Annotated in this window: 28 protein-coding genes; 13 read left to right on the top strand and 15 right to left on the bottom strand. The window is 60.0% G+C overall.

Translation table 11 applies throughout. The annotated features are described in order from the left end of the window. Positions 1 to 81 precede the first annotated feature (81 nt). From AC1DUP_RS10420 to ruvC, 6 genes are all read right to left on the bottom strand, one after another. Positions 82 to 645 carry a DinB family protein gene (locus tag AC1DUP_RS10420; protein WP_477832617.1) on the bottom strand — a complete coding sequence of 188 codons (564 nt, stop codon included), beginning with the start codon at positions 643 to 645 and terminating at the stop codon, positions 82 to 84. Between the two features lie 130 nt (positions 646 to 775). Continuing rightward, positions 776 to 1,288, bottom strand: coding sequence for an NUDIX hydrolase (locus AC1DUP_RS10415; protein ID WP_477832616.1), 513 nt, complete (start codon positions 1,286 to 1,288; stop codon positions 776 to 778). Between the two features lie 4 nt (positions 1,289 to 1,292). Then, the gene (locus AC1DUP_RS10410) at positions 1,293 to 2,195 is read right to left on the bottom strand and encodes a metallophosphoesterase (RefSeq protein WP_477832615.1); all 903 of its coding nucleotides are present in this window, start codon (positions 2,193 to 2,195) and stop codon (positions 1,293 to 1,295) included. Further along, positions 2,196 to 3,233, bottom strand: coding sequence for a Holliday junction branch migration DNA helicase RuvB (gene ruvB, locus AC1DUP_RS10405; protein ID WP_113295375.1), 1,038 nt, complete (start codon positions 3,231 to 3,233; stop codon positions 2,196 to 2,198). Between the two features lie 70 nt (positions 3,234 to 3,303). Further along, positions 3,304 to 3,918 (bottom strand): Holliday junction branch migration protein RuvA, encoded by a 615-nt coding sequence (ruvA, locus tag AC1DUP_RS10400; protein WP_113310254.1) that lies wholly within the window; start codon positions 3,916 to 3,918, stop codon positions 3,304 to 3,306. Between the two features lie 52 nt (positions 3,919 to 3,970). Next, a complete protein-coding gene (ruvC, locus tag AC1DUP_RS10395) occupies positions 3,971 to 4,480 on the bottom strand; it encodes a crossover junction endodeoxyribonuclease RuvC (RefSeq protein ID WP_113295377.1) in 510 nt (169 codons plus the stop codon). A gap of 233 nt (positions 4,481 to 4,713) precedes the next feature. On the opposite strand from ruvC, the gene AC1DUP_RS10390 reads away from it, so the two are divergent. From AC1DUP_RS10390 to AC1DUP_RS10380, 3 genes are all read left to right on the top strand, one after another. Then, positions 4,714 to 7,029: a methyl-accepting chemotaxis protein gene (locus AC1DUP_RS10390; RefSeq protein ID WP_477832614.1), complete on the top strand. Its 2,316-nt coding sequence runs from the start codon at positions 4,714 to 4,716 to the stop codon at positions 7,027 to 7,029. A gap of 7 nt (positions 7,030 to 7,036) precedes the next feature. Further along, positions 7,037 to 7,531, top strand: coding sequence for a GNAT family N-acetyltransferase (locus tag AC1DUP_RS10385; RefSeq protein ID WP_477832613.1), 495 nt, complete (start codon positions 7,037 to 7,039; stop codon positions 7,529 to 7,531). Positions 7,532 to 7,631: 100 nt separating this feature from the next. After that, positions 7,632 to 8,633, top strand: coding sequence for an LLM class flavin-dependent oxidoreductase (locus AC1DUP_RS10380; protein WP_477832612.1), 1,002 nt, complete (start codon positions 7,632 to 7,634; stop codon positions 8,631 to 8,633). A 72-nt stretch (positions 8,634 to 8,705) separates the two neighbouring features. Here the strand turns inward: AC1DUP_RS10380 and AC1DUP_RS10375 are convergent, their stop codons facing one another. Next, positions 8,706 to 9,452, bottom strand: coding sequence for a YebC/PmpR family DNA-binding transcriptional regulator (locus tag AC1DUP_RS10375; RefSeq protein WP_113295381.1), 747 nt, complete (start codon positions 9,450 to 9,452; stop codon positions 8,706 to 8,708). 173 nt (positions 9,453 to 9,625) lie between these two features. Here AC1DUP_RS10375 and AC1DUP_RS10370 point away from each other — a divergent pair, with 173 nt between their 5' ends. Then, entirely contained in the window at positions 9,626 to 10,129 is a 504-nt protein-coding gene (locus tag AC1DUP_RS10370; RefSeq protein WP_113508393.1) for a pyridoxamine 5'-phosphate oxidase family protein, read from the top strand. A gap of 129 nt (positions 10,130 to 10,258) precedes the next feature. Here AC1DUP_RS10370 and AC1DUP_RS10365 read toward each other — a convergent pair whose 3' ends face one another. The 4 genes from AC1DUP_RS10365 to AC1DUP_RS10350 form a co-directional block, all read right to left on the bottom strand. Beyond that, positions 10,259 to 11,104: an MBL fold metallo-hydrolase gene (locus AC1DUP_RS10365; RefSeq protein ID WP_477832611.1), complete on the bottom strand. Its 846-nt coding sequence runs from the start codon at positions 11,102 to 11,104 to the stop codon at positions 10,259 to 10,261. A 95-nt stretch (positions 11,105 to 11,199) separates the two neighbouring features. Beyond that, positions 11,200 to 12,024, bottom strand: a complete 825-nt coding sequence (locus AC1DUP_RS10360) for a TIGR00282 family metallophosphoesterase (RefSeq protein ID WP_113295384.1) — start codon at positions 12,022 to 12,024, stop codon at positions 11,200 to 11,202. 3 nt (positions 12,025 to 12,027) lie between these two features. Next, complete coding sequence (locus tag AC1DUP_RS10355) at positions 12,028 to 12,615, bottom strand: 5-formyltetrahydrofolate cyclo-ligase (protein ID WP_477832610.1); 588 nt, start codon at positions 12,613 to 12,615, stop codon at positions 12,028 to 12,030. A gap of 65 nt (positions 12,616 to 12,680) precedes the next feature. Continuing rightward, complete coding sequence (locus tag AC1DUP_RS10350; RefSeq protein ID WP_115036374.1) at positions 12,681 to 13,142, bottom strand: MarR family transcriptional regulator; 462 nt, start codon at positions 13,140 to 13,142, stop codon at positions 12,681 to 12,683. A 58-nt stretch (positions 13,143 to 13,200) separates the two neighbouring features. Between AC1DUP_RS10350 and AC1DUP_RS10345 the strand changes: the two genes are divergently transcribed. Next, positions 13,201 to 14,268, top strand: coding sequence for an FUSC family protein (locus tag AC1DUP_RS10345; RefSeq protein ID WP_477832609.1), 1,068 nt, complete (start codon positions 13,201 to 13,203; stop codon positions 14,266 to 14,268). On the opposite strand, the gene AC1DUP_RS10340 is transcribed toward AC1DUP_RS10345, so the two are convergent. The 4 genes from AC1DUP_RS10340 to AC1DUP_RS10325 all read right to left on the bottom strand — a co-directional run bounded on the left by AC1DUP_RS10340 (position 14,265) and on the right by AC1DUP_RS10325 (position 18,107). Then, on the bottom strand, positions 14,265 to 15,044 hold the full coding sequence (locus tag AC1DUP_RS10340; protein ID WP_113508388.1) for a hypothetical protein: 780 nt from the start codon (positions 15,042 to 15,044) through the stop codon (positions 14,265 to 14,267). The two genes, AC1DUP_RS10345 and AC1DUP_RS10340, sit on opposite strands and share 4 nt — an antisense overlap. A 39-nt stretch (positions 15,045 to 15,083) precedes the next feature. Next, a complete protein-coding gene (locus tag AC1DUP_RS10335; protein ID WP_477832608.1) occupies positions 15,084 to 15,998 on the bottom strand; it encodes an NAD-dependent epimerase/dehydratase family protein in 915 nt (304 codons plus the stop codon). Next, complete coding sequence (locus AC1DUP_RS10330) at positions 15,995 to 16,819, bottom strand: glycosyltransferase (protein WP_113508386.1); 825 nt, start codon at positions 16,817 to 16,819, stop codon at positions 15,995 to 15,997. The genes AC1DUP_RS10335 and AC1DUP_RS10330 overlap by 4 nt, the downstream gene beginning before the upstream one ends. A 67-nt stretch (positions 16,820 to 16,886) precedes the next feature. Then, the gene (locus tag AC1DUP_RS10325; RefSeq protein WP_477832607.1) at positions 16,887 to 18,107 is read right to left on the bottom strand and encodes an NAD-dependent epimerase/dehydratase family protein; all 1,221 of its coding nucleotides are present in this window, start codon (positions 18,105 to 18,107) and stop codon (positions 16,887 to 16,889) included. 118 nt (positions 18,108 to 18,225) lie between these two features. Between AC1DUP_RS10325 and ybgC the strand changes: the two genes are divergently transcribed. From ybgC to ybgF, 8 genes are all read left to right on the top strand, one after another. Continuing rightward, a complete protein-coding gene (ybgC, locus tag AC1DUP_RS10320; protein ID WP_113295392.1) occupies positions 18,226 to 18,675 on the top strand; it encodes a tol-pal system-associated acyl-CoA thioesterase in 450 nt (149 codons plus the stop codon). A 405-nt stretch (positions 18,676 to 19,080) separates the two neighbouring features. Beyond that, positions 19,081 to 19,800: a protein TolQ gene (gene tolQ, locus AC1DUP_RS10315; protein WP_113295393.1), complete on the top strand. Its 720-nt coding sequence runs from the start codon at positions 19,081 to 19,083 to the stop codon at positions 19,798 to 19,800. Positions 19,801 to 19,817: 17 nt separating this feature from the next. Continuing rightward, positions 19,818 to 20,273 carry a protein TolR gene (gene tolR, locus AC1DUP_RS10310; RefSeq protein ID WP_007827059.1) on the top strand — a complete coding sequence of 152 codons (456 nt, stop codon included), beginning with the start codon at positions 19,818 to 19,820 and terminating at the stop codon, positions 20,271 to 20,273. An 8-nt stretch (positions 20,274 to 20,281) separates the two neighbouring features. Next, complete coding sequence (locus AC1DUP_RS10305) at positions 20,282 to 21,427, top strand: hypothetical protein (protein WP_477832606.1); 1,146 nt, start codon at positions 20,282 to 20,284, stop codon at positions 21,425 to 21,427. After that, a complete protein-coding gene (locus tag AC1DUP_RS10300; protein ID WP_477832605.1) occupies positions 21,428 to 21,874 on the top strand; it encodes a cell envelope integrity TolA family protein in 447 nt (148 codons plus the stop codon). A gap of 22 nt (positions 21,875 to 21,896) precedes the next feature. Beyond that, a complete protein-coding gene (gene tolB, locus AC1DUP_RS10295; RefSeq protein WP_477832604.1) occupies positions 21,897 to 23,207 on the top strand; it encodes a Tol-Pal system beta propeller repeat protein TolB in 1,311 nt (436 codons plus the stop codon). Positions 23,208 to 23,364: 157 nt separating this feature from the next. After that, positions 23,365 to 23,895 carry a peptidoglycan-associated lipoprotein Pal gene (gene pal, locus AC1DUP_RS10290; protein ID WP_113309296.1) on the top strand — a complete coding sequence of 177 codons (531 nt, stop codon included), beginning with the start codon at positions 23,365 to 23,367 and terminating at the stop codon, positions 23,893 to 23,895. 159 nt (positions 23,896 to 24,054) lie between these two features. Further along, positions 24,055 to 25,083 carry a tol-pal system protein YbgF gene (gene ybgF / locus AC1DUP_RS10285; protein ID WP_113295399.1) on the top strand — a complete coding sequence of 343 codons (1,029 nt, stop codon included), beginning with the start codon at positions 24,055 to 24,057 and terminating at the stop codon, positions 25,081 to 25,083. The last annotated feature ends 5 nt before the right edge of the window (positions 25,084 to 25,088 follow it).

Below are 25,088 nucleotides of genomic sequence, written 5' to 3'. Positions count from 1 at the left end.
TCTTCGAACTACGGAAATGCTCTATCTCTGTGTTTTACGCAATTCCGAACGCGAGCCCGCTGCGCACCTTGCTGGAGTTGCTCAGCGCATCAGCATCTCTTCGCTCCAGCCGAGTGCGGTGATCTCGCCGCTCCGGAACCTCGCATCGTCGTCGACGATGAATTCGTCGAGCTGCGGCGGCGCGACGCTGCTGCCGGACAGCATGGCATGAACCTGCCCGCGATGGTGCGTCTGATGCTGGAAGAGGTGATTCAGCACGTCCTCCATGCGCTCCCGCTGGATGCGGCCGTCGCGCTGCAGGTCGATAGTAGAGGCAAGCTTCTCCAGCGTCAGCGCTTCGCAGACGGCAACAAGGCGCTGGTCGACCTTGGCCTGCTCCGAGGCAATTGATGACAGGTTGTCAAAGGGTTCCTCGATGTCGAAGGCACGAAGGCCGAGCGTGCCGCCTTCGAGGCCATCGATATAGAACCAGTCGACTGTGATTATGTGGTTCAGCGTCGACTTGATCGACGGGAAAAAGCTTGCGCGCGTGGCCTCAAATTCACCGGGCTTGAGGTTTGCGCAGGCGGAAAGAAGCCGATTGTTCGCCAGGGCATTGTTGTAGGCGAGCTTTCGGAACATGCGGCAGGGGTCGAAACTCGCCATTGCGTCTCCTCCTTAGAGCATTTCCGGTCCTTAGAGCATTTCCGGTTTTCTCCGAAACACGGAAATGCTCTATCCCTTTGTTTCACGCAATTCCGGACGCAAAACCGCTGCGCACCTTTGCTGGAATTGCTTAGTTCTTGTCATCAAGATCGCCGTCGCGCCACACCAGATGACGGGGCGAGGCGGGCAGGTTTTCGATCTCAGCAGCGATGAAATAGGGCGGAATATCGAGTGCGGTCAGGGCCTGGAATGTTGCGGACACCCATTTGAACTCCAGATGGTTGTCGCCATCCTCCACCCGATGAATGATCTCATGCGTGCGGAACGGAAATTCCTGGGGGATTTCCATGAGATAGTAGAAGCCGAGTTCGTGCCAGTCGCGCCCTTCGTAATGGAAGAAATTCTCGACGGTCCAGAGCAGGCGGTCGACGGTCACCTCGACCCCGATCTCCTCCATCATCTCCCGTTTCAGCGTTTCCTCAGAGGTTTCGCCGATCTCGGCACGGCCGCCGGGAAAGGTCCAGAAAGGTTCGTGAACGGCGCGATGGACAAGTACGTGCCCATCACGAAAGCCGAGCCCGGCGATGCGGTAGTTGAAGCGCTGGCTGCCTGCATTGAGGCGTACGACGGTTCTTTTGGGCATGATATTATCCGAGATCAATGACCACTATCTCCGGCGGAACGCCGAAGCGCACGGGCGCGATAGAGCAGCCGAGCCCGCCGGAAACGATGATATTCCGGCCGTTCTCTATGATATGGCCATAGGCATAACGATCGCCATAGCGTGAGGGCACGATCGGCGAATAACCGAGAAGACGGATCTGTCCTCCATGCGTGTGGCCAGACAGCGTCAGCGATACACGTTCGGGCACGCGCGGAAAGATATCGGGCTCATGGGCAAGCAGGATGACTGGCGCGTCGTCGGAAACCTGCGCGAGCGTTCCGTCGAGATCATCGAGACCCTGCATTCGGGTGCGGCCCCATTTCCTGCCCGGCAGGAGCGCCAACTGGTCCTCCAGACCGGCCAGCCAAAAGCCATGCCCGCCCTTTTCTAAGCGGACGGCGCGATTGCTATAGACGGGAATACCGGCTTCGGCCAGAGCCCTATGTCCGAACGTATCGCCTCCGCCATTCAGCTGCGCAGTTCTATCCTCCCACCAATCATGGTTGCCCATGATGGCGTGGACACCCAGCGGGGCTTCGAGCGCCGCGAGTGCCTTTGACCATTCGCTGGAATGGACATAACGCGTCACCATGTTCATGCCGGCCGCGTAGTCACCGAGCAGGAGTGTGATATCCCCCTCCAGCTCGTTCGCGAGGGCGCAGATCGAAGCGATGCGGGCTGCGGACATCCAGGGTTCGCAGGCGTGGAAATCGGCAAGTGCGACAAGCCGAAGCTTCAGGCCGGGCGGCCATCCAGGCGGGGTCAGCGTATAACGGGAAATTGTCAGCCGGGCCAGCGGTTCATAGGCGAAGGCATACCCGCCGAGCGCCATGAGGCCTGCGAAGCTGCTGCCCATGAGTTTGAGAAAGCCGCGCCGGCTGATCAATCAATCGTCCTCCCGGAACAGCCCGAACTGCGCAGCCTCCATATCCTTCGGCGGCTGCATGCCGAGATGTTTCCATGCGATTGCGGTCAGAACGCGGCCGCGCGGCGTGCGCTGAATGAAACCCTGCTGGATCATATAGGGCTCGATGATGTCTTCAATCGCGTCACGCGGCTCGGAGAGGCCGGCGGCGATGGTTTCGATGCCGACCGGGCCGCCGCCGAAATTGACGGCGATCATATTGAGGTAACGCTTGTCGAGCTGATCGAAGCCGACATTGTCGACCAGCAGGCGGGTCAGGGCCTCGTCGGCGACCTCGCGGGTGACGGCTTCGGCCCTTGCGACTTCGGCGAAGTCGCGTACGCGGCGCAGCAGGCGGCCGGCGATGCGCGGCGTGCCGCGGGCACGCCGCGCGATCTCGCGGGCCCCGTCATCAGTCATGCCAAGGCCCATCAGGCGGGCGCCGCGGCGAACGATCAGCTCCAGTTCCTCCACCGTATAGAAAGAGAGGCGCACGGGAATGCCGAAACGGTCACGCAACGGCGTGGTCAGGAGGCCGAGGCGGGTGGTGGCGGCAACGAGGGTGAATTTCGACAGGTCTATCTTCACCGAGCGGGCGGCCGGGCCTTCGCCGATGATGAGGTCGAGCTGGAAATCTTCCATCGCCGGATAGAGGATTTCCTCGACCGCCGGGTTGAGGCGATGGATTTCGTCGATGAAGAGAACGTCGCGCTCTTCGAGATTGGTCAGCAATGCGGCCAGATCGCCGGCCTTGGCGATGACCGGACCGGAGGTCGAGCGGAAGTTGACGCCGAGTTCCTTTGCCATGATCTGTGCCAGCGTCGTCTTGCCGAGGCCGGGCGGGCCGACGAAGAGGACATGGTCCAGCGCCTCACCGCGGTTTTTAGCGGCTTCGATGAAGATCTTGAGATTGGCACGCGCTTCCGCCTGGCCGGTGAACTCGTCCAGAGACTGCGGGCGCAGCGTCGTATCCAGGTCTTCGCCACGCTTTTCAGGCGTTATCAGGCGGGCATCGGTCATAGGGTATTTCCGTTCGAAGCTTGCTCAAGTCCATACACCAAGCGGCCTGCGTTGACACCCTGCGGGGCCATCAGCGCGAAAGTTCCCGCAGGCCAAGACGGATCAACTTGGCGCTATCCGCATCTTCGCCGGCGGTCTTCATGGCGGCGGCAACCGCATTGGCTGCCTGATCACGCGAATAGCCGAGATTGGTCAAGGCTGAAACGGCGTCGGCAACAGGGGCTGCGGCCACACCTTCGCCGATCTCCTGCTTGAGGCCGATATTGATCGCATCGCCGGCAAAGGCAGGTGCCTTGTTCTTGAGCTCGGTGACGATACGGATCGCGACCTTGGGACCGACGCCCTGGGCGCGTGAAACGGCGGTCTTGTCCTGGAGGGCGATCGCATTGGCAAGTTCGGGAGGTGTCAGGGTCGAAAGCACCGCGAGCGCTACTTTCGCGCCGACGCCCTGCACGCTCTGCAGCAGATTGAACCATTCGCGTTCGAGCTGCGTCTGGAAGCCGAAGAGCTTAAGTTGGTCCTCACGCACATAGGTTTCGATGAAGAGCACGCAGGCTTCTCCCGCGGAACCGAGCTTCGAGAGCGTGCGCGCCGAGCAATAGGCGACGTAGCAGACGCCGTGCACATCCACGAGCACATAGTCATCGCCGATCTCGTCTATAGTGCCTTTCAGCTTGCCGATCATGATCTTGTTCCGTCAGGGATGGGTTTCGGGTGAAATGATATCGAGCGAAGGATCAGCCGGCCATCGCCTGGCGCATACGGTTTCCACCGCGGTGATGGGCATGGCAGATGGCGATCGCCAAGGCGTCGGCGGCGTCGTCGCCCTTGAATTCGACTTTCGGCATGAGAATTTTCAGCATCATGTGGATCTGTTTCTTCTCGCCGTGACCGACGCCGATGACGGTCTTCTTTACGGCGTTCGGTGCATATTCCGACACCGGCAGGCCGGCGCGGGCAGGCACCAGCATGGCAATACCCCGAGCCTGGCCGAGCTTCAGGGTCGCTACCGCATCCTTGTTGACGAAGGTCTGTTCGACGGCGGCTTCGTCCGGCTTGTAGGAATGAACGACTTCAGCAAGGCCGTCATGCAGCTGGCAGAGGCGCGAGGCGAGATCCATGTCACCATCCGAGGTGACGGTTCCCGAGGCAACAAAACGCAGCGAATTACCGAGCGTATCGATAATGCCCCATCCGGTGCGGCGAAGGCCGGGATCGATACCGATGATGCGAATCGTGTTTTGCATGGCTCACCCTATAGCGGAGGCGAAATAAGTGCCATCGATATGTGAACAAAGCGAAAACGCGCCCTGTTTTCGGTACGGCATTTACCGGGAATTAAACCGGATGCATGAATTCTGGTCCATCAAATGTGAGAGGGGCCGGCTTCCGCAGGGCTTAAGCCTCCGATGTTCTGTTTACAGGTCAACTGGCCGGCGATTTTCCCGACTGGTGCGCCGTTCCGGAAGGGTTCGTTTTCATGGCTCAGAGATTTCAGTCCCTGTCCTTCAAGGTGATTGCCACCTTCATCCTGTTGGCCACGCTTTCGGTCGCGGTGATTGACGTCCTCGCCTATTTCGCCAGCAGCCGCGTTTCCGACGAGCAGGCGCTGAAGGCGAAGGAGAGTGTGCTGATCTTCCGCGGTGACATGCTGCAGGATCAGCTCGAGCAGCTCGAGAACCAGGCGACCTCCATCGCGCGCATCGAAGCGCTGCAGATGTCGATCACCAATTTGAAGAGCGGCTGGAAGACGATGGAGAAGAGCTCCGGCGATGCGCGGGGCGAGCTGAAGAAGGTATTTATCACGAACAACCCGAACCCGCCCGACCAGCGCGAAAAGCTTGCCAAGCCCGAGGGGCCGAGCGGATTTTATTATTCGAGCCACGAGAAGACGCAGGGCGAAGTGGCCCGCGATCTCACTGATACCGCCTTCAGCGATCTGCTGATCGTCGATCTCGACGGCACCGTGCTCTATTCCTACAAGAAGAACGACGACTTTGCCGAAAACCTGAAGTCCGACGCCTGGAAGGCCACCGGATCAGGCATCGCCTATGCCAAGGCGATCGAGAATACCGCGAAGGCAACCGACGATTCCGCGCCGACGGCCTTCTCCGGTCTGCGCGTCGATGCGGGCAGCGGCAAGTCGGCGATCTTCTATGCCGTGCCGATCGTCAAGCTCGGCCAGGCGAAGGGTCTGATGCTGTTCAAGGTGCGCGATGACGTCGTCACCGGCATTCTAGCGAAGGGTATCGTGTCCGACAGCACGGCACAGGCGGCGATCATTTCAGGTGACGGCTCGGCCGTCGGTCTTAATGCGTCCGGCCGGCTTGCGACGCTCGATACTGCGCAGTTCACCTTTGTGAAGGATGCGCTAGCGAGCTCGGCGATGACAGTTGCGGATTTCGATCGCGCCGATGGTGTGGCACGCGCTTATGTGCGCGGCATCGACTATCGCGGTGACCGGTTCCTCGTCGTCGAAAGCGTGCTGCTCAGCGAATTGAATGCCGGCTCCATCGAGATCGCCACGCTGCTGACCTGGATCGGCATCGGCGTTCTCGTCATCATGGCCGTTGCCACGGGGCTCATCACCAACTTTCTGTTCTCGCCGCTCGCCCGCCTTGCGGGCGTGACGCGCGAAGTCGCTGACGGCAAGCTGGAAGTCGAGATCGGCAGCCAGAACCGCAAGGATGAGATTGGCACGATGGCGAAGGCGCTTGGCCGTTTCAAGCAGTCGCTGATCGAAGGTCGCGAACTCGAAGCAGTAAGCGAGCAAACGCGTGCACAGGCCGAAAGCGAACGCCAGGAGAACCTTGCGCAGCGCGAAGCAGAAGCCCGCAGCCTGCAGGACGTCGTCACGGCACTCGACGAAGGGCTTCATCATCTGGCAAGCGGCGATCTGGCCTATCAAATCGAAACCCGCTTCCCGAGCGAGCTCGAAAGCCTGCGCGTGAACTTCAACGAGGCGCTCTCAACGCTTAACGAAACGATGACGGCGATCGGCGGCAACTCGATGGCCGTCCGTGCAGGCTCCGAGGAGATGCGCACGGGGGCGGATGAACTGGCCGGCCGCACCGAGCGGCAGGCAAGCTCGATCACCGAGACGGCTAATGCGATCAGCGCCATCACCCAGTCGGTGCGCGTGCAGATCCAAAGAGCCGAGCATGCCGAGCGCATCGCCCGCGATGCCAAGAAGGAAACGGTCGGCTCCAGTCAGATCATGCGCGAGACGATTGCGGCGATGGAGGCGATCCAGACGTCTTCGCGCCAGATCAACACCATCATTTCCGTCATCGACGATATCGCCTTCCAAACCAATCTGCTGGCGCTGAACGCCGGCGTCGAGGCAGCGCGTGCCGGCGAAAGCGGCAAGGGCTTTGCGGTCGTCGCCATGGAAGTGCGCGAACTGGCGCAGCGGTCTTCGAGTGCAGCCAAGGAAATCTCCAGCCTGCTGCAGAAATCCACGCATGAGGTAGAAAGCGGTGTGGCCCTCGTCGAGAAGGCCGGGGTTGCACTGACCGGCATCGGCGGCCATGTCGAAGCCATCAACGGCCAGATCAACGAGATCATGGAGTCCACCCGCGAGGAGGCGGATACGTTACGACAGATCAACACGTCTGTCGCCGAACTCGATTCCATGACGCAGCAGAATGCGGCTATGGTCGAGGAAACGACGGCTGCGATCCATCGTCTCGCGACGGAGGCTGTGGAAATGGACCGCCAGCTCGGCAATTTCACCCTTGGCGAAGGACATCAGCAGCATGGCGGCGACATGCACCTGCTGCGGAAACGGGCTTGATCGTATTATGATTATCCGCTTCGAAAGACCTGAGGATGCGGATGCCATTCACGCACTGACATGGGCGGCATTCGAGCCGATGCCTTATAGCAACAATACCGAGGCCCGGATCGTCAGGGATCTTCGTGCATCAGGTGACCTTGCGATATCGCTCGTTGCGGAAGAGGGCGAAGAGATCATCGGCCATATCGCGTTCTCGCCGATCACGATCGGCGGTGTCGAGGACGGATGGTATGGGCTGGGGCCGATTTCGGTGAAGCCGGAGCGGCAGCGGCAGGGCATCGGCAGAGCGTTGATCCTGAAAGGTCTGGACCTGCTGAGAGAGCGTGACGCGACGGGCTGTGCGCTGATCGGCAATCCCTCGGTCTATCGCGACGTCGGCTTCGAAAGCGATGGAAGGCTGACTTACGGCGATCTCGAAACGCGATATGTGCAGCGGATCGTCTTCAACGGGCCGCCGCCCTCCGGTGCACTGAAATTCTCTTCTGCTTTCGACGAATGACAGCCGCTTGCTACCGGTGTTTTTGTTTGCGCTGCGATTTGGAATAGCTCCATAGCGAACCTACATAGACCGCACCCCTATTCTTGCGCGGCAGGTTTCCATGGTTCCCTTTTCCATTCTCGATCTTTCCCCCGTGGCCGAAGGCACGACCATCAGCCAATCCTTCGACGCGTCGAAGCGAATGGCTCAGAAGGCGGAGGAATACGGCTATACGCGTTTCTGGATGGCGGAGCATCACGGTATGCCCGGCGTTGCAAGCGCTGCAACCTCAGTCATTCTCGGCCAGATCGGAGCGGTGACGAAGACCATCCGCATCGGCTCGGGCGGCGTCATGCTGCCGAACCACGCGCCGCTCGTCATTGCCGAACAGTTCGGCACGCTGGAAGCGCTATTCCCCGGCCGTGTCGATCTCGGGCTTGGCCGCGCGCCGGGAACGGATATGCGCACGGCGCAAGCGCTGCGGCGTAATCTCGATGCCGGTGCCAACAGCTTTCCCAATGATGTGGTGGAGCTGCAGCAGCTGCTCGGCACGCCGATCGAAAATCAGGCTATCCTCGCTGTGCCCGGTAACGACTCGCATATCCCGATCTGGCTGCTCGGCTCCAGTCTCTACAGTGCCCAGCTTGCGGCCATGCTCGGCCTTCCCTTTGCCTTCGCCTCGCATTTCGCGCCTGATATGCTGCTCGATGCGATCGCGATCTACCGTGACCGTTTCCAACCCTCGGCAGAACTCGACAAGCCCTATGTAATGGTCGGCGTCATGGGTGCCGTTTCGCAAACGGGCGAGGAGGCACAGTATCATTTCACCTCGGCCCAGCAGCAGTTTGTCAACCTGCGGCGCAATGTGCGCGGGCCTTTCCCGCGACCGGTCAAGGATATGGATGCTTTCTGGTCGCCGATGGAGAAGATGAATGTCGAACATACGCTGCGTTACGCCGTCGTCGGCTCGCCGGCCACGGCCGAAGCTCAGCTCAACGACTTCCTGAAGGAGACGCAGGCCGATGAAGTGATCATCTCGATGCCGATCCATGACGTCGAGGCGCGATTGAAATCGGTGGAGCTCTTTGCCGGGCTCGGTAATTTCATGCGGGCTGCAGCCTAATCAGCAGAACACAGGCAAACAAAAACCCGGCTGAAGTGCAGCCGGGTTTTTCATTCCGTATTCGACAAGGCGTCAGGCCGAAAGCTTGGCCAGGACTTCTTCCGAGACTTCGAAGTTCGAATAGACGTTCTGGACGTCATCATCGTCTTCGAGCGAGTCGATGAGCTTCAGCATCGACTGGGCCTTTTCTTCGTCGACCGGCACGTTGTTCTGGGCGCGCCAGACCGCCTTTACGGTATCAGCTTCACCGAGAGTGGCTTCGAGAGCCTTGGCGACGTCGCCGAGGGCTTCGAAGGCGGTTGTGATGTAGTGGCCTTCCTCATCGGTCTCGACGTCATCGGCGCCGGCCTCGATGGCGGCTTCCATGATCTTGTCGGCGTCACCCGCGGACAGCTTGTAGGTGATTTCGCCGACATGGTCGAAGGAGAAGGACACCGAGCCGGTTTCACCGAGGGCGCCGCCGGCCTTGGTGAAAATCGAGCGGACGTTAGAAGCTGTGCGGTTACGGTTGTCGGTCAGGGCCTCGACGATGATCGCCGTGCCGCCCGGGCCATAGCCTTCATAGCGGACTTCGTCATAGTTCTCCGTGTCGGCTCCGGAGGCCTTCTTGATCGCGCGGTCGATATTGTCCTTCGGCATCGACTGGGCCTTGGCGTTCTGGATCGCCAGGCGCAGGCGGGCGTTCATCGTCGGGTCGGGCAGTCCGGCCTTGGCGGCAACGGTGATTTCGCGCGCGAGCTTGGAGAACATTTTCGACCGCACGGAATCCTGACGGCCCTTGCGGTGCATGATGTTTTTAAACTGTGAATGGCCAGCCATGGCACCCCTGTTCACGTCTCATTGTTCGGAATGGGCCGCCTTATAGGATCGGAAGGGGCGATATTCAAGGAAAAAGCAGCTTTTCGATCCTTCCCTGACGGCGTGGCGGGTGGCGGAACAAAGCCGAGGAGATGACGTTTTCAACCGACGACACCAACAGGAAAGGAACGGCCATGGCAAGCTTCAGCGAAGCCCGTGAACAACCGGCACGTCAGCTCTGGGACCAGATCAACGACATCCATGCCGGCATGCTCGGCCTTTCAGGCGTCGACATGCATATGCAGCCGATGGCTCCGAATGTCGATCCGACCACCAATACGATCTGGTTCTATACCAAGACGGATGCCGAACTCGTGCAGATGATCAAACCAGGCAGCCGCGCGCATTTCTGCGTGATCGGCAAGAACCACGATTATCATGCCTGCCTGTCCGGGGTTATCGAGGTGCGTCCTGATTCCGCAAAGATCGAGGAGTTCTGGAACTCTGTCGTGGCCGCCTGGTATGAGGGCGGTAAGAAGGATCCGAAACTGACGATGCTTTCCATGCATGTCGATGATGCGGAAATCTGGGTGTCTACCGGCAGCAAGCTGAAATTCGGCTGGGAAATCGCCAAGGCCAATTTCGACGAGGAGAAGATGCCCGATGTCGGCATCAAGCGGCATCTGCAATTTGCTTGAGTCCAAAGGCCCGGCACAGAGCGCCGTGCGTCCATTCGGACGCACAAAGAACGCTCTACCTTTTTGAATCTATGCATCGGCCCGAAAATCGATTCCGATTTTCGGGCCGATGCTGTAGTCCGGGCCTTTTTACTGCACGTCTTTCATCACATAGATCAGGGGCTTCTTCGGGAGCGTGCGCAGCGAAACGGTAATGCTGTTGTCGGGCGCATAGTTGACGTCGAAACCATTGCCGAACATCGAGATGAAGGCGTTGACCGGCGGCCCGCGGCGATGCATCGGCAGGATCAGCGATGAGCGCAGCCGTTTGATGACGCGGCTCATGCTGTCGGCTCCCATGGTCAGGCCGCCGTCGACCGGTACCATGACCACGTCGAGCCTGCCGATTTCGGTGTAATGCGTATCGGTCAGCTCATAATGCAGGTGGCCGAGATGGCCGATGCAAAGGCCTGATATTTCGAAGATGAAAATGGAATTACCGTCGAGTTGTGATCCGCCGAGCCCGTAACTGAAGCGGATATCCGTCGTGACGTTGCGGATATAGGCGTCACCAACCACGAGATTGATCCTGGCCTTATCGCCAGAGGCGTCGCTCCAGCCATGCAGCACGTGTTTGATGCCGGGATCCGGCGTCAGCGTGTAATGCGTCGAGTGCGCCTTGTTCATGGTCACGACATCGGGGGTGACGGCCGGCTTGTACCAACCATTATAATCAGTGGCGATGACGATGCCGCCAGGCGTCTCGATCTCGAAAGTCGAATGGCCGAGATAGGTGAACTTGACGTCCTCACCCTCGGAAACCGCTGGGACCACCGGCACTGCGCTGGAGAAACTCGCGAAGGTGGCCTTGGGAATATTCTGCGCGATGGCCTGGCACTGGCTGACCGGTCTTCGATCTTCCTGGGCTTCGGCAAGGTTCGGTGCGGAGAAAACCGCAACACATGCGATAGCGAGGACAAGACAATGCGGCTTCATGCCACCCCTCCGGCGCTTTCACGACGCCGGGAGGATGCGGCATGCCGTCGCAGCGGTCCAGACGGGGCATGCTCACAATTGCGTGTTACGAGGCGCTAGCGCCAAAACTCCGGGATCGTCTCGGCAAGCCTCGGGCCGAGGCGCAGGGGGGCGATCTTCTCCGCCAGTCCCGTCGCATCGGAGATTTCCACGCCGACACCGCAGATGGTGGCAGGCCCGGTGGCTGCCTCCATGCGGCCCTTCGGCATCTTGGAGATGAAGCGGTTGAGCGGCTCTTCCTTGTCCATGCCGAGCGAGGAGTCGTAATCGCCACACATGCCGGCGTCCGACATATAGGCGGTGCCGCCGTTCAGGATCTGCGTGTCGGCGGTCGGCACATGAGTGTGCGTCCCGACGACAAAGCTGGCGCGGCCGTCGACGAAATGGCCGAAGCACTGCTTCTCGCTTGTCGCTTCCGCATGGAAATCGAAGATGATGGCATCGGCCTGTTCCTTCAAAGGGCAGGCAGCAAGGATCGTTTCGGCCGCCTTGAAGGGGTCGTCGAGCTCGGGATGCATGAAGACGCGGCCCATGATGTTTGCGACGAGCACGCGGGCGCCGTTGCGCGCATAGAAAAGGCCTGAGCCGCGGCCAGGCGTTCCCTGAGGGTAGTTCGCCGGTCGCAGGAATTGGTCATGGCGACCTGCGAAGGCGACGGCATCCTTCTGGTCCCAGACGTGATTGCCTGTCGTCACCACGTCGGCGCCGGCATTGATCGTTTCCAGAAAAATGTCTTCGGTGATGCCGAAGCCGCCGGCGGCGTTCTCGCCATTGACGATGACGAAGTCGAGTTTCAGGTCGGAAACCAGGCCGGGCAGGCGATCCCAAACCGCCGTGCGTCCCGTCTTGCCAACCATGTCACCCAGAAATAGCAGTCGCATTCCCTATCCAATCCGTGAGGTAAAATGGCGCAGGCCGCTTTCCGTCAGGATGGAATCCAGGCTTATGTCGTGCGGCTCAGCGGGTACCTCTGCCACTTCCTGGCAGTCAAATGCAATGCCGATCAGCTTCGGAGACAGGCCTTTTTGCCGGAGACGGTCGATTGCCCGGTCGTAATGGCCGGCGCCATAGCCGATGCGGTGGCCACGGGAATCGAAGGCGGATAGCGGCACGAGCATAATATCGGGGTCGAGAACAGCCGCATCCTCACCTGGGCCGACCGTGCCGAAACCGGTGCCGATCAGCGCTGAGCCATGGGCGAGTTCCCGGAACACAATGGTCTGCTTATCGATGATGGCGGGCACGCAGAGGCGGGCTCCACGTCCGCGCCACCGTGTCATCAACGGCTGTAAGTCGGCTTCGGAGCGGATCGGAAGAAAACCCGAGATGATGGTGTCGGGCGCAAAAGCAATGGCATCGCCGGCATGAGCTGCCATGTCGAGGCTTTTGGCGGCACGCAGATCGGTCGGGATGGCGTCGCGAAGCGCCAGACGCTCGGCGCGCAGTTGGGCCTTCAATTCCTTTGGTGTCATTTTAGGTTCCGTATCGTTATCCGGCGAAGATAGCCGCTCGCCGTCGGTTGCAACAGGCAAAACACCTATTCCTCACCTGTTGGCGGCTCATCCTCGATATGGGCTTGGGCGAGCTTCAGCATGATTTCCGATGCTTCCATCAATGTCGTGCGCTCTTCCGGCGTCAGGCGGGCGTCCATCGCCTTTTCCAGCCAGGCGCGGCGAGAGCCTATGTCCTCGGACAACACCGTACGGCCGTGAGGAGTGATCGACAGTTCGATCTCGCGACGGTCGGTCTCGCTACGCGTGCGGCTGATCAGCTCGTCGCGCTCAAGTGCAGCAATGATGCGGGTGACCGATTGCGGCTGCAGGTGCTCCTCCAGGGCCAACCGCCAGGCGGGCATCGGCCCCAGGCGGTGAAGGGTGGCGAGGATTGCGATGGTCGATAGGCTATGCGGACCCTCGGCCCGCGCGGCACGCAGGCGGCGGCCGAGCAACAGGACGGATCGCAGGATGAGTGTCGCAGGTGCGTCCTGGTTACTGGACATATAGTACGCACTGCGTATTATTTTTCCCGATCCCAATTCCGGGTCTGAGAGACGGTTGATGGAAAAGACATTCAATCACGTAGCCGGGGCCTTTCGCTGGTCGACTGAAAAGGAAGTGACGGCAATCGAAATCGCCGTATCAGCGCTTGCCATGGCCGTTCCGGCACTGCTTGCTGCGAAAGGCCACCATTCGGGGCTCGGCCTGATCGGCGGCATGGCGATGAGCGGGACGGTAGCGCATGGCAGACTGCGGGCGCAAGCCGCGAGCGCAGGGGCCGCACTGCTGGTGCTGATGCTTGCGGCAGCGCTTGCCTGCGCACTCGGGCGGCTCGGCGACGCTTGGCAGATCGGCCTGCTCTTGATCGCCGCGCTTGCCGGTGTCACAGGCGGTTTCGATCGCGCCATGGTCGCCGCCTCGATGCGTTTCATCTTCTATCTGGTCATGGTCGGCGGCATCGTCTCCGCCACGACGGCAGATCCGCTGCTTATCTTTGCCGTCATCATCGGCGGCGCGCTTTTCGCTGTCGTTCTCCACATGGCGATGGCTGTGGTCGTCGCGCATACCCGCGGTCATGCCTCAGAGGAGACCGAGGACGACCGCAAGCCAACCGCCAGACAGAAATTCAACAGGCTGCGGCATTCCCTGGTGGAGCCGGCAGGTTGGCAATATCCCGTCCGGCTGGTTTCCTGCCTGAGTGCCGTCTCGCTGATCCACCTGTTCTTTCCCGATCATGACGTCCATTGGGCGGCGCTGACGCTGGTGCTGCTGATCGAGCGGCGGCCGGAACGTTTGCCGCTCAAGACGACGCAAAGGGTGATCGGCGTCCTTTTCGGCGTCTGCTGTGCGGGGTTGTTATCCTTCCTTGCCTTGCCGATCTGGGCCGATGTGCTTGTTGTCGCAGCGCTCGGCGGTATCAGGCCGTTTTTGCGGGCCAGGAACTATCTCGTCTATTCGATCGTGATGACGCCGCTGATGATGATGGCCATGGGGACAGCCGATCATGCCGTCCCGGCTTCCGCGCTGCTGGACAGGTTATTCGCAACCGTCTTTGCCGCCTGCCTGGTGCTGCTCGTCAACCAGGCAACGATTTATCTGTTGCCTCAGACGGCAGCGCCGAAAACCTAGACGACGATGCTGGAGGGAATGGTCGCCGTCGGCACTGCAGCCGACAGGCCGGTCACGGCCGATTGTGCTGCGCCGATTGCGCCATCGGCGGCAGCATCGCGGTTCTTCTCGCGTAGATCGCGCATGGCCTTTTCAAGGATCTGCTTCAGTTCGCGGACGACGGATTTGAATTCTTCCATCGTTTTGCGGTCATCGGCGGAAATTGCCGACGACTTCGGACCGTCTTCGACGGTTTCCTGATAGGCCTTGCGGGCATGAGCCGCGCCATCCGTTTCCGCAGTGTTGGTGCCGTCGTCGGCTGCTTCCGTTGGCGTTTCGGTATCCTGCGTTGCCTCGGTGGAAGCCGTTGCATCGCTCGCGACAACCTTGGCTGTTTCGCTCGTGGCGGCATCGGTCGTCGCGGACGTGGCTGCTGCGCTGGTGGCAGCACTTTCGCCGGAAGAGCCACCAGTGGCAACGGCTGAGGCGAATTCGGAGGCCGCGGCGCCGACCTTGCGCGCGAGTTCGGCCGCGAGACGGGCAATCACTTCCGGAGGAAAGCCCGCCGTCTTCAGCGCCTGAAGCTCCTGCTTGGCTTCTTCGAGCTTGCGTTGAGCGCGGCTCTTTGCATCGTCGGCGGAGCTTGCCAGCGAATTACGCACCTGCTCCAGCGCCAGCGACTGCCGCTGGATCTTCAATACGCCGGTATCGGGCTCGTCGCTCGTGGATGAAACGCCGGATTGTGCTGGCTGAGTGCCGCGCAGAAGGGTGGACGCCGAAACGGTTGCGAGCTGCATAAGATACCCCCGATTACATTTGGGGCGTACTCTGCCAGATCAGACTTGCGTGGAACTGGGCCGAGGAACCATTTTTTTCTCGGCCAATTGCCGCATGGTCTGCTCGAAAAGAGACATGCCGCCTGGCTTCCAGCCGAGTGTGCGGATCTTTTCCGTATTCATGGGGCAAAGCCCCGCCTTGTCCGCTGCCTCGGGCAGCGGGAAGGGACAGTTGGCGTGGTGCCGTATGCGCGAGAGAATATCTCTTGTGTCGACGGCGATATCCGAGACGTTGAAGACTTCGCCCGAGATTCGGGCACTTTCTGTTTCAAGCATCAGTCGCACGGCACGACCGAGATCGCGGCCGTGTAATTCGGTTCCCGCGCGCAGGGAAACAGGCTCTCCGCGGAGATACTCATCGATCAGGTCGTCCCATTTGTTAGGAGAGCGATCGCCGTAAATACCGGTTGCCCGCAGGCTTACTCCGGCAAAGCCTGGGCCGGAAAGATGTGTCAGTGATCGTTCAGCATCGAGCTTGACCTGGCCGTAAAGTGTTTCCGGTGCTGGGGGCTTGGTTTCGACCAGTTCAGTGCCTGGCGCAGGCTCGCCATAAGCAGCGCGGCTGGAGATGAAGATGCAACGGCGGGTGCCGGCACGCTTTGCTTCCTCGAAGAGTTTGACGGTGCCGTCGAGGTTCAGACGGCGAAACGCCTTTGGGTCGTCGCCTTCGCCGCCGCGGTATTTTCCCTCGACGTGGCTGAAGGCGGCATGCACGAAGAAATAGGCATCATCGAAGGCGCCGATATGGTCCTCGTCCGGATCGAGCGAAAGTCGGGCGAAATCGACCGGACGGGAGAAGGACCGGGAGAGCGGCGCGCGCCGCCCGCCGATAATCACCTGATATCCGGCAGAAAGCAGCTCTTCGACGATATAGTGTCCGACGAGGCCCGTTCCGCCTGATACCAGTACTTTCATGCCACCTCATCCGGATTGGCCAGAGATGCAATCTCCGGCACATGGCCGCCAGTATGGAAACAATGCCACAAATCGATCAAAGGTTGTAGCCTCGTTGCCTTAGGGTGATCTTTTTCCCAAGGTTTTTCATACTGATAGTGGAGGACCGAAATGCTCTTCCAATCCCACAGTGCCGGCATGGTAAACCACACATATTGCAGCATGTTAAAATATACGGGCAGGCCGTGCCAATCGGGAAAGAATGTTTCGAGGAACGTCTGATCGGTGCGCCGCCAGAAGATGTCGGGCTGATCCAGAACGTCGATCATCCGCCTGAAGGTCTCTTCCGAAGGACGGGCGACGAAGACGCCGGAATTCATGCGGTGGAAATCGGCGAGACTCTCATAGACATTCGGCGCCGCGGAGAATTCCGGGTAGGCGAAGAGCTTGTCGATATTCTTCAAGACGATCGCATCGGCATCGATGAAGACGCAGCGCTCATATTCGACAAGCTGCCAGAGGCGCAGCTTACAGAAATTATCGAGCGGCGAATGAAACACCGGTTTGCGGCCTTTTGTGAAGGGTGCGGCGACGTGGAGATTGCCGCGCGCATGACGCTCGTTGAAAGCATCTGACAAGGGTAGATGTTCGACTTCGATCAGCCGGCAGCCCAGAGCGTCCAGTGGGGCGAGGGCGGACGCATCGACCGCGCCGGTATGCAGAACGACGATGGAGGCTTCGGTGCCGGTGCGGCGCAGGGAGTTTGCCAGCGCGGTGGCACCCGTCGCGTAGTCGGCGTTGGTGACGAGGGTGACGTAGGCAATGGGTGGGGTCTGGGTCATTGGCGGCGGGCGCTCCCGCAAACGCCTAGATTTACGCGCGGTCGGTGCCTCGAGATAAAAGCACCGCTCATGATACGGACTTCAGCCGCTTGCCTTCCGGGTCGTGATTGATCGTCGCAGCGATATCCTTCGTCCAGGCAGAGACGGCCGGGACACGGGAGCGGTCGACGCGGTAAGCGAATTTCTTGGCGACTTCGACGATTTCGTCGAGCAGGCCGGCCTGCAGAGTAATCGGATCGAGGCCGAGACCCAGGAATTTGTCGTTCTTGACGACCAAATCGTTTTCGGCCGCCTCCTTGCGCGGATTGGGTAGCCGGACGATCTCCGAACCGCTCATCCTGGCGATCATCTCGGCGAGATCGCGCACGCGATGGGTTTCTGTCATCTGGTTGAAGATCTCGACGCGCGAGCCGCGGGCCGGAGGGTTCTCGAGTGCCAGCTCGATGCAGCGGACGGAATCCTGGATATGGATGAAAGCACGCGTCTGACCGCCGGTGCCGTGGATCGTCAGCGGATAGCCAATGGCGGCCTGGATGAGGAAGCGGTTTAGCACCGTGCCGTAGTCGCCGTCATAATCGAAGCGGTTGATGAGCTGCGGATGGCGGCGCGTCTGTTCGGTATGCGTGCCCCAGACGATGCCCTGATGCAGATCGGTGATCCTTAGGCCATCATTCTTGGCGTAAAACTGAAAGAGAAGCTGATCCAGGCACTTGGTCATGTGGTAGATCGAGCCCGGATTGGACGGATAGAGGATTTCCTGGGAAACGGTCTCGCCGCCGGTCGTTTCGATACCAACGGGCAGATAACCTTCAGGGATCGCCGCGCCGACCGTCGAATAGCCGTAGACGCCCATGGTGCCGAGGTGGACCAGATGAGCATCGAGCTGCAGTTCGACCAGTGCGTTCAGCAGGTTGTGCGTGGCGCTGACATTGTTGTTGACGGTGTAATTCTTGTGGCGGTCGCTTTTCATCGAGTAGGGGGCGGCGCGCTGTTCGGCGAAATGGATGATTGCATCCGGCCGGTTCTCGGCGAGCCACTTCTTCAGAAGCTCGTAGTCGCGGGCGAGGTCGATCAGATTGAAATGGATGCGGCGGCCGGTTTCGGCATGCCAGATACGTGTGCGCTCCTGAATGGAGTCCATCGGTGTCAGCGACTGCACGCCCAATTCGGTATCGATCCAGCGGCGGGAGAGATTGTCGAGGATGTGGATGTCATGCCCGGCATCGGAGAGATGCAGCGAGGTTGGCCAACCGATGAAACCGTCTCCGCCCATCACTGCGATCTTCATGCCACTGGCTCCTCATGGTTGCGTCCTAACGGGAATAGTTAGGAAATATGACAATTGTTCAATGCTTGCGTGTCGAGACGTGTTGCGCCAAAGAGGGCCGGAAAGTTTGGAGAAAATTATGGCGGAACGCGGTTTTTCTATTTCCGGCGAACTTACCGAAGCGGGCCATCGCCTCGTGCAGCGGGTCTATTATGAGGATACGGATTTCTCCGGCCTGGTCTATCATGCCCGCTATCTGCATTTCCTCGAGCGCGGCCGCACCGACTATCTGCGTTGCCTCGGCGTCGAGCAGCGCGACCTCGTCAGTGCCGACGAGGAGGGGCTGGTCTTCGTCGTCCACCGCATGGAGATCGACTTCAAGAGCCCGGCGCGAATGGATGATGTCCTGACCGTGGTGACCCATACCGAAAAGGCGGGCGGGGCCAAGATGGTCCTCAGCCAGGAAATCCGCCGCGACGATATGCTGTTGATTGCCGCAAAGGTGATCATTGCCGTCATCAACGCCAAGGGCAGGCCGCGCCGGTTACCGGAGGCGCTAGCAAGGCAAATGCTCATTCCGGAAACATGAGCAAGAGGCAGACAATACCGCCGTTTTCTGTGCGGAGACGCCCTGATACGAGGGCTTGTAAAAACTTGAATTTTATGTGAAGGAATTGCCGCGCTGCAAGATGAGCGCTGTGTTCAGCAACCGGACGATTCTCCGGTCAAGTTAATCCAGGAACAAAATCTCCCGCGATATTCCCGCTGTCATCGTTTGGCACTAACGATCTATTAACCATAATGGTGTCTTACTCGCGGAGTCGGAGTTTGTGCGACGCACGCCTTCCTTTGACCAAATTTGACGGCAAGAAGGCGGAAGAAGAGCTTGGAAGCTTGACCAGGGCTTTGGGCGGCGGCCGCCAGACATTCTTGCGTGATCACTTCGTGCCGCCCGGTCAAGCGCCGGGCGTTTGGATTCGGGGATTTTGGATCTATGGAACAAGTAGGATTGGCAGCAGCCACGACCGACGTCAGCCTCTGGTCGCTTTTCATGCAGGCCGGCATCGTCGTCAAGTTGGTCATGCTCGGCCTTATCGCCGCTTCGGTGTGGACCTGGGCTATCGTCATTGACAAATATCTGGCTTACGGCCGCGCCCGTCGCCAGTTCGACAAGTTCGAGCAGGTGTTCTGGTCGGGCCAGTCGCTGGAAGAACTTTATCGGACGCTTTCCGAGCGTACCAATACCGGCCTTGCAGCGATCTTCGTCGCGGCGATGCGCGAATGGAAAAAGTCCTTCGAGCGGGGCGCGCGTTCGCCGATCGGTCTGCAGATGCGTATCGACCGCGCCATGGACGTGACGCTCGCCCGCGAATCCGAATTTCTTTCCGCTCGCCTCGGGTCGCTCGCAACGATCGGCTCGGCCGGTCCGTTCATCGGCCTCTTCGGTACGGTTGTCGGTATCATGACCTCATTCCAGGCGATCGCCGGTTCGAAGTCCACCAATCTCGCGGTCGTCGCACCCGGCATCGCGGAAGCGCTTCTTGCAACCGCCATCGGCCTTGTCGCCGCTATCCCGGCGGTTATCGCCTACAACAAGTTCTCCGCCGACGCCGGCAAGCTCTCGGGTCGCATGGAAGGCTTTGCGGATGAATTCTCCGCCATCCTTTCGCGCCAGATCGATGAAAAGCTGCAGCCGCGTCAGGCTGCGCAGTAACGGACGGAGCGACGACCATGGGTATGGCTGTAGGCGGCAATAGCGGAGGAGGCGGCGGACGCCGCCGCCGCGGTGGCCGCAACAAGGGAGTGATCTCCGAAATCAATGTGACGCCGCTCGTCGACGTTATGCTCGTGCTGCTCATCATCTTCATGGTGGCGGCACCGATGATGACTGTCGGCGTTCCGATCGACCTGCCGGAAACTCAGGCCAAGGCGCTGAATTCCGAGACGCAGCCGATCACGATTTCGGTCAAGAACAGCGGCGAAGTCTATCTGCAGGAAACGCCGATCCCGGCGGAAGAGATTGCTGCAAAGCTCGAGGCGATCGCGACTACCGGTTACAATGAACGCATCTTCGTGCGGGGCGACGCAACGGCGCCCTATGGCGTGATCGCCGACGTGATGGCCCGCATCCAGGGTGCAGGCTTCAAGAATATCGGTCTCGTTACGCAGCAGAAGAAGGACCAGTAACGTTTAAGATGAAGACCAGCGTCGTCACATCTGCGGTTCTGCACGTGCTGGTGCTTACCTGGGCGCTGGTGTCGCTGAGCGCTCCGGAATCCTTCAAGGTGGAGGATTTCGAGGCGATGCCGGTCGACCTTGTGCCGGTCGAATCCATCACGCAGTTGCAGCAAGGCGACAAGAAGGCTCCGAAGAAGGAGACTTCCGCTCCCGTGCCGACGACGCGGCCGCCGATCGCGCAGCCCGCCGAGAACGCTGGCGATAATAATGTCGACCTGAAGACGCCGCCAGTGCCGAACGCCAAACCGAGCAACAGCGAGGCGGCTGCCGCCAATTCCAGCGAAAAACCGCTGCCGCAGGTTGACCCCAAGCCGAACGACGTCAAGGAAGTCAACAAGGAAGAGACCGAGGTCGAGCAGCCGAAGGAGGTTGCTTCCATTCCGCCGCCCAAGCCGGTCGAGGTGACGCCGCCGAAGCCTGAGGAAAAACCGCCGGAAGAACAGGCCAAGCCTGAGGAGCCGCCGAAGCCGGATGCTGAAGCATTGCCGGACAAGGTGCCGACGCCGGTCGTCAAGCCGCAGGTAAAGCCGCCGGAACCACAGAAGCCGGCTGAAAAGCCGCCGGAAAAAACGCCTGATGAGCCCAAGGCTGCGGAGAAGCCGACGGACAAGAAGAAGGCGGACAAGAAGCAGGAGGTGGCGAAATCGGCTTCTTCGATGAAGAGCGATTTCAATGCCGACGAGATTTCGGCGCTGTTGAACAAGACCGAGCCTTCCGCCGGCGGCGCCAAGCGTTCGACGCAGGAGGCATCGCTGGGGGCGAAGAAGAGCAATGGTGGCTCGAAACTCAGCCAGAGCGAAGAGGAAGCCCTAAAAAACCTCATACACAGCAACTGGCTTACGACTCCTGGAATGGAGGGTCTTTCCGGCATGGTCGTCAAAATGTATTTCAAGCTCGACAAAGATGGAAACATCATCGGCCAACCTGAGATCGAGTCGTCCGGCGGAAGCGGCAGCGACTCAACGCGCCGTGCAGTGGAAAGTGCCGCTTACCGTGCCGTGATGAAATCCGCCCCTTCCTTTCACTCGACACTTCCGATGGACAAGTATGATGCGTGGAGCGAGGTCGTCGTTAACTTCGACCTCAGCGATATGGGGATTTAAATGCCGAGTGATTCGATCCATCTCGCGAAATCTTTCGGGATATACGCGGTGCTGACAGGGTTGATCCTTGGCCTCGCATTTCCCTTCGATGCAAATGCGGAGGCGGCTGATCACCGAAACAGCGATGCAAATTTGCCGGTTCTCAGCGTGGCTGAAGCTAATGCGGTGCGAGACGCGATCGAACGTCAATTCATCATCGACAGTCGCCTGAAAGATATCGGCAGCGTGCGTTTGACGATCCATATAAAGCTAGCCAGAGACGGGCAGATCGTAGGCAACCCTGGGGTGCAGGTCACCGGTGGCAGTGAGAATGCGCAGAAAAGTCTTGCCGATGCCGGCCTTCGCGCAGTTCGTCGCGCAGCTCCTTTTACGATGCTTCCGAAAGATAAATACGATGTCTGGAAGGAAGTTGTTTTCAATTTCGACACCAGCGCTCTTACCCAATAAGATGCTGAAAGGCTTGTTTGATATGGTCAAGTGTTCCCTCATCCGCGCTCTGATGGTCATTGCAGGCCTGATTGGGGTCGCAGCCTTCACGACGCCGGCGAACGCGTTGGTCACCCTCGATCTTCGAAAAGGCAACGTCCAGCCGATGCCGATTGCGGTGACGGACTTCCTGCAGGGCGATATGGGCGCACAGGTCTCGCAGGTGATCGCTGCCGACCTGCAGCGTTCCGGCTTGTTCGCCCCGATCAACAAGACGGCCTTTATTGAGAAGATTTCCAATCCGGATGCCGCGCCGCGGTTCGAGGACTGGAAGGTCATCAACGCCCAGGCGCTGGTCACCGGCCGCGTCACCCAGGAAGCGGATGGGCGCCTTCGCGCCGAATTCCGTCTCTGGGATCCCTTCGCCGGTCAGCAGATGACTGGCCAGCAGTTTTATACGCAACCCGAGAACTGGCGGCGTGTCGCCCACATCATCGCTGACGCGATCTATAAGCAGATCACCGGCGAAGAGGGCTATTTCGATACCCGAGTCGTTTTCGTTTCCGAATCCGGTCCTAAGCAGCAGCGCAAGCGCCAACTGGCGATCATGGATCAGGACGGCTTCAACGTGCGCATGCTGACCGATGGCAGCGACCTCGTCCTGACGCCCCGCTTCTCGCCGAGCCGGCAGGAAGTGACCTACATGTCCTTCGCCAACCAGCAGCCGCGCGTCTATCTGCTGCAGCTTGAGACCGGACAGCGTGAGGTCGTCGGCAACTTCCCGGGCATGACCTTCTCGCCGCGTTTCTCTCCCGATGGCCAGAAGGTCATCATGAGCCTGCAGCAGGAAGGCAACTCGAACATTTATACGATGGACCTGCGTTCGCGCACGACGACCCGTCTGACCTCCACGGCTGCGATCGATACATCGCCCTCCTATTCGCCGGATGGAAACCGCATCGCCTTCGAAAGCGACCGCGGCGGACAGTCGCAGATCTATGTCATGAATGCCGACGGTTCGGGCCAGACCCGTATTTCTTTCGGTGATGGCCGCTACTCCACGCCGGTCTGGTCGCCGCGTGGCGATCTGATCGCCTTCACCAAGCAGTCGGGCGGCAAGTTCTCGATCGGCGTGATGAAGCCGGATGGTTCGGGCGAACGCATTTTGACGACCGGTTTTCACAACGAAGGCCCGACCTGGGCGCCGAATGGCCGCGTCATCATGTTCTTCCGCCAGGCGGCAGGTGCCGGTGGCCCGCAACTCTATTCGATCGACCTAACAGGCTACAATGAACAGGCCATCAAGACGCCGGCCTATGGCTCGGACCCGGCCTGGTCGCCGCTTCTGGAGTAGTGGAGAGCGGAAATAACGCCTTCATGTCGCCGCAAAGTCCTGAAAATGGGCGATGCAGGGACAAATCAACGAATCGTTAACCATAATCTTTGATGGCCGGTTAACCGAGTGCGGTTACTGTCCGGAAACCCTGATTGAAGTCGCAAGGAGACCGGCCATGAGCCGAATTCACACCCCGGCAATGAGCCGTCTGCAGAATTTCGCCCGCAACCCCGTCATGATCGCGCTTGTAGCCGGTCTCGCTCTTGCGAGCTGCGCCAACAAGAAGAACGTGCCGAACAGCGCGGGTGATCTCGGCCTCGGTGCCGGTGCGGCAACGCCGGGCTCTGCCCAGGACTTCACGGTCAATGTCGGCGACCGCATCTTCTTCGACACCGACTCCACATCGATCCGCGCCGATGCCGCCCAGACGCTCGACCGTCAGGCTCAGTGGCTCGGTCGCTACCCGAACTACCAGATCACCGTCGAAGGCCATGCCGACGAACGCGGTACGCGCGAATACAACCTTGCTCTCGGTGCTCGTCGTGCCGCATCCGCCAAGGATTATCTCGCTTCGCGCGGCGTTCCGGCCCAGCGCATGAAGACGATCTCCTACGGCAAGGAACGTCCGGTCGCCGTCTGCGACGATATTTCCTGCTGGTCGCAGAACCGCCGTGCAGTCACCGTTCTCGGCGGCGCAGGCATGTAATTTCCGGCAAAAGCCGGATTTTGACGAGGCGGCCCCTTGTGGGCCGCCTTTCTTTTTGACCACACTTTGGCCAGACTCCGTTGCTTTTTGAAAGCAATTGGAAAAATCTCCTGCTCGTGCCATCGGGGCGCGAAGAATCACTGGGACAGGACGATACAAATGAAGAAACTAGTCGTGGCAGGCATGCTGTGCCTTGCGGCCGTGACCGGGAGCGAGCGAGCGGCATATTCCGCTTCGTTCTTCGGCTTGCACATCGGCGGCCAATCCGCGCAACAGAGTCAGCCAGCAGCACCTGTTATCAAAGTGCAGAGCGGTGATGCGGAAATCCGTGTACAGCAGATGGAAGACCAGATGCGGCAGTTGAACGGCCGAATCGAGGAAATGAGCTATCAGCTCCTCCAGATGCAGGAGACGATCCGCAAGCAGCAGGAAGACAACGAATTCCGCTTCCAGCAGCTCGAAAAGACGGGCGGCGGCGCAAGCGGTGGTGGCGGTGCCAAGGCGCCGGTGAAAAAGAGCGAGGCAGATGTCGCTCCGCCGGCATCAGGCGGTGGCGACGATATCGCCAGGGTCATCCAAGCCCCGCAGGGAGCCGAAACGGCTCCCTCCACCGATGTGCCGGCCAATGAAGGCCTCGGCCAGCCGCCGCGCGAGCTGGGCTCCATGGATTTCGACCAGAACGGCAATCAGATCGGCGGTTCGGTAGGTAAAGGTGCAACGGTCGGTTCCGCGCCGCTTCCGGATGCTGCGCCGAAGGGCAATAGTCTTCCAGGCGTAACTGCGCCGCAGCAGACAGCGTCGCTCGGCAGCGAGGCCGATCAGTACAAGGCCGCCTACGGCCATGTACTTTCCGGCGACTACAGCACGGCCGAACAGGAATTCACCCAATTTATCGGCCGATACCCGAACAGTGCACGGGCTCCGGACGCCAATTTCTGGCTCGGCGAAGCGCTTTATTCGCAGGGTAAATTCAACGAGTCGGCGAAGACCTTCCTCAACGCCCATCAGAAATACGGCACCTCCGAAAAGGCGCCGGAGATGCTGCTGAAGCTTGGTATGTCGCTTGCCGCGCTCGACAATACCGAGACTGCCTGCGCGACGCTGCGCGAAGTGTCCAAGCGCTATCCGAAGGCTTCCCGCGCCGTCATAAACAAGGTCGCGAGCGAACAGAAGCGTCTCGCCTGCTAAGGCCT

Source organism: Rhizobium sp. 01L419 (genome assembly GCF_056400025.1).
This window is presented reverse-complemented; position numbering and strand designations above follow the sequence as displayed.

What these genes read in the sequence shown, in the direction of transcription:
- AC1DUP_RS10420 (WP_477832617.1), bottom strand. Translation starts at nt 645, where the DNA reads ATGGCGAGTTTCGACCCCTGCCGCATGTTCCGAAAGCTCGCCTACAAC.
- AC1DUP_RS10415 (WP_477832616.1), bottom strand. Translation starts at nt 1,288, where the DNA reads ATGCCCAAAAGAACCGTCGTACGCCTCAATGCAGGCAGCCAGCGCTTC.
- ruvB (WP_113295375.1), bottom strand. Translation starts at nt 3,233, where the DNA reads ATGACCGATGCCCGCCTGATAACGCCTGAAAAGCGTGGCGAAGACCTG.
- ruvA (WP_113310254.1), bottom strand. Translation starts at nt 3,918, where the DNA reads ATGATCGGCAAGCTGAAAGGCACTATAGACGAGATCGGCGATGACTAT.
- ruvC (WP_113295377.1), bottom strand. Translation starts at nt 4,480, where the DNA reads ATGCAAAACACGATTCGCATCATCGGTATCGATCCCGGCCTTCGCCGC.
- AC1DUP_RS10390 (WP_477832614.1), top strand. Translation starts at nt 4,714, where the DNA reads ATGGCTCAGAGATTTCAGTCCCTGTCCTTCAAGGTGATTGCCACCTTC.
- AC1DUP_RS10385 (WP_477832613.1), top strand. Translation starts at nt 7,037, where the DNA reads ATGATTATCCGCTTCGAAAGACCTGAGGATGCGGATGCCATTCACGCA.
- AC1DUP_RS10380 (WP_477832612.1), top strand. Translation starts at nt 7,632, where the DNA reads ATGGTTCCCTTTTCCATTCTCGATCTTTCCCCCGTGGCCGAAGGCACG.
- AC1DUP_RS10375 (WP_113295381.1), bottom strand. Translation starts at nt 9,452, where the DNA reads ATGGCTGGCCATTCACAGTTTAAAAACATCATGCACCGCAAGGGCCGT.
- AC1DUP_RS10370 (WP_113508393.1), top strand. Translation starts at nt 9,626, where the DNA reads ATGGCAAGCTTCAGCGAAGCCCGTGAACAACCGGCACGTCAGCTCTGG.
- AC1DUP_RS10365 (WP_477832611.1), bottom strand. Translation starts at nt 11,104, where the DNA reads ATGAAGCCGCATTGTCTTGTCCTCGCTATCGCATGTGTTGCGGTTTTC.
- AC1DUP_RS10360 (WP_113295384.1), bottom strand. Translation starts at nt 12,024, where the DNA reads ATGCGACTGCTATTTCTGGGTGACATGGTTGGCAAGACGGGACGCACG.
- AC1DUP_RS10355 (WP_477832610.1), bottom strand. Translation starts at nt 12,615, where the DNA reads ATGACACCAAAGGAATTGAAGGCCCAACTGCGCGCCGAGCGTCTGGCG.
- AC1DUP_RS10350 (WP_115036374.1), bottom strand. Translation starts at nt 13,142, where the DNA reads ATGTCCAGTAACCAGGACGCACCTGCGACACTCATCCTGCGATCCGTC.
- AC1DUP_RS10345 (WP_477832609.1), top strand. Translation starts at nt 13,201, where the DNA reads ATGGAAAAGACATTCAATCACGTAGCCGGGGCCTTTCGCTGGTCGACT.
- AC1DUP_RS10340 (WP_113508388.1), bottom strand. Translation starts at nt 15,044, where the DNA reads ATGCAGCTCGCAACCGTTTCGGCGTCCACCCTTCTGCGCGGCACTCAG.
- AC1DUP_RS10335 (WP_477832608.1), bottom strand. Translation starts at nt 15,998, where the DNA reads ATGAAAGTACTGGTATCAGGCGGAACGGGCCTCGTCGGACACTATATC.
- AC1DUP_RS10330 (WP_113508386.1), bottom strand. Translation starts at nt 16,819, where the DNA reads ATGACCCAGACCCCACCCATTGCCTACGTCACCCTCGTCACCAACGCC.
- AC1DUP_RS10325 (WP_477832607.1), bottom strand. Translation starts at nt 18,107, where the DNA reads ATGAAGATCGCAGTGATGGGCGGAGACGGTTTCATCGGTTGGCCAACC.
- ybgC (WP_113295392.1), top strand. Translation starts at nt 18,226, where the DNA reads ATGGCGGAACGCGGTTTTTCTATTTCCGGCGAACTTACCGAAGCGGGC.
- tolQ (WP_113295393.1), top strand. Translation starts at nt 19,081, where the DNA reads ATGGAACAAGTAGGATTGGCAGCAGCCACGACCGACGTCAGCCTCTGG.
- tolR (WP_007827059.1), top strand. Translation starts at nt 19,818, where the DNA reads ATGGGTATGGCTGTAGGCGGCAATAGCGGAGGAGGCGGCGGACGCCGC.
- AC1DUP_RS10305 (WP_477832606.1), top strand. Translation starts at nt 20,282, where the DNA reads ATGAAGACCAGCGTCGTCACATCTGCGGTTCTGCACGTGCTGGTGCTT.
- AC1DUP_RS10300 (WP_477832605.1), top strand. Translation starts at nt 21,428, where the DNA reads ATGCCGAGTGATTCGATCCATCTCGCGAAATCTTTCGGGATATACGCG.
- tolB (WP_477832604.1), top strand. Translation starts at nt 21,897, where the DNA reads ATGGTCAAGTGTTCCCTCATCCGCGCTCTGATGGTCATTGCAGGCCTG.
- pal (WP_113309296.1), top strand. Translation starts at nt 23,365, where the DNA reads ATGAGCCGAATTCACACCCCGGCAATGAGCCGTCTGCAGAATTTCGCC.
- ybgF (WP_113295399.1), top strand. Translation starts at nt 24,055, where the DNA reads ATGAAGAAACTAGTCGTGGCAGGCATGCTGTGCCTTGCGGCCGTGACC.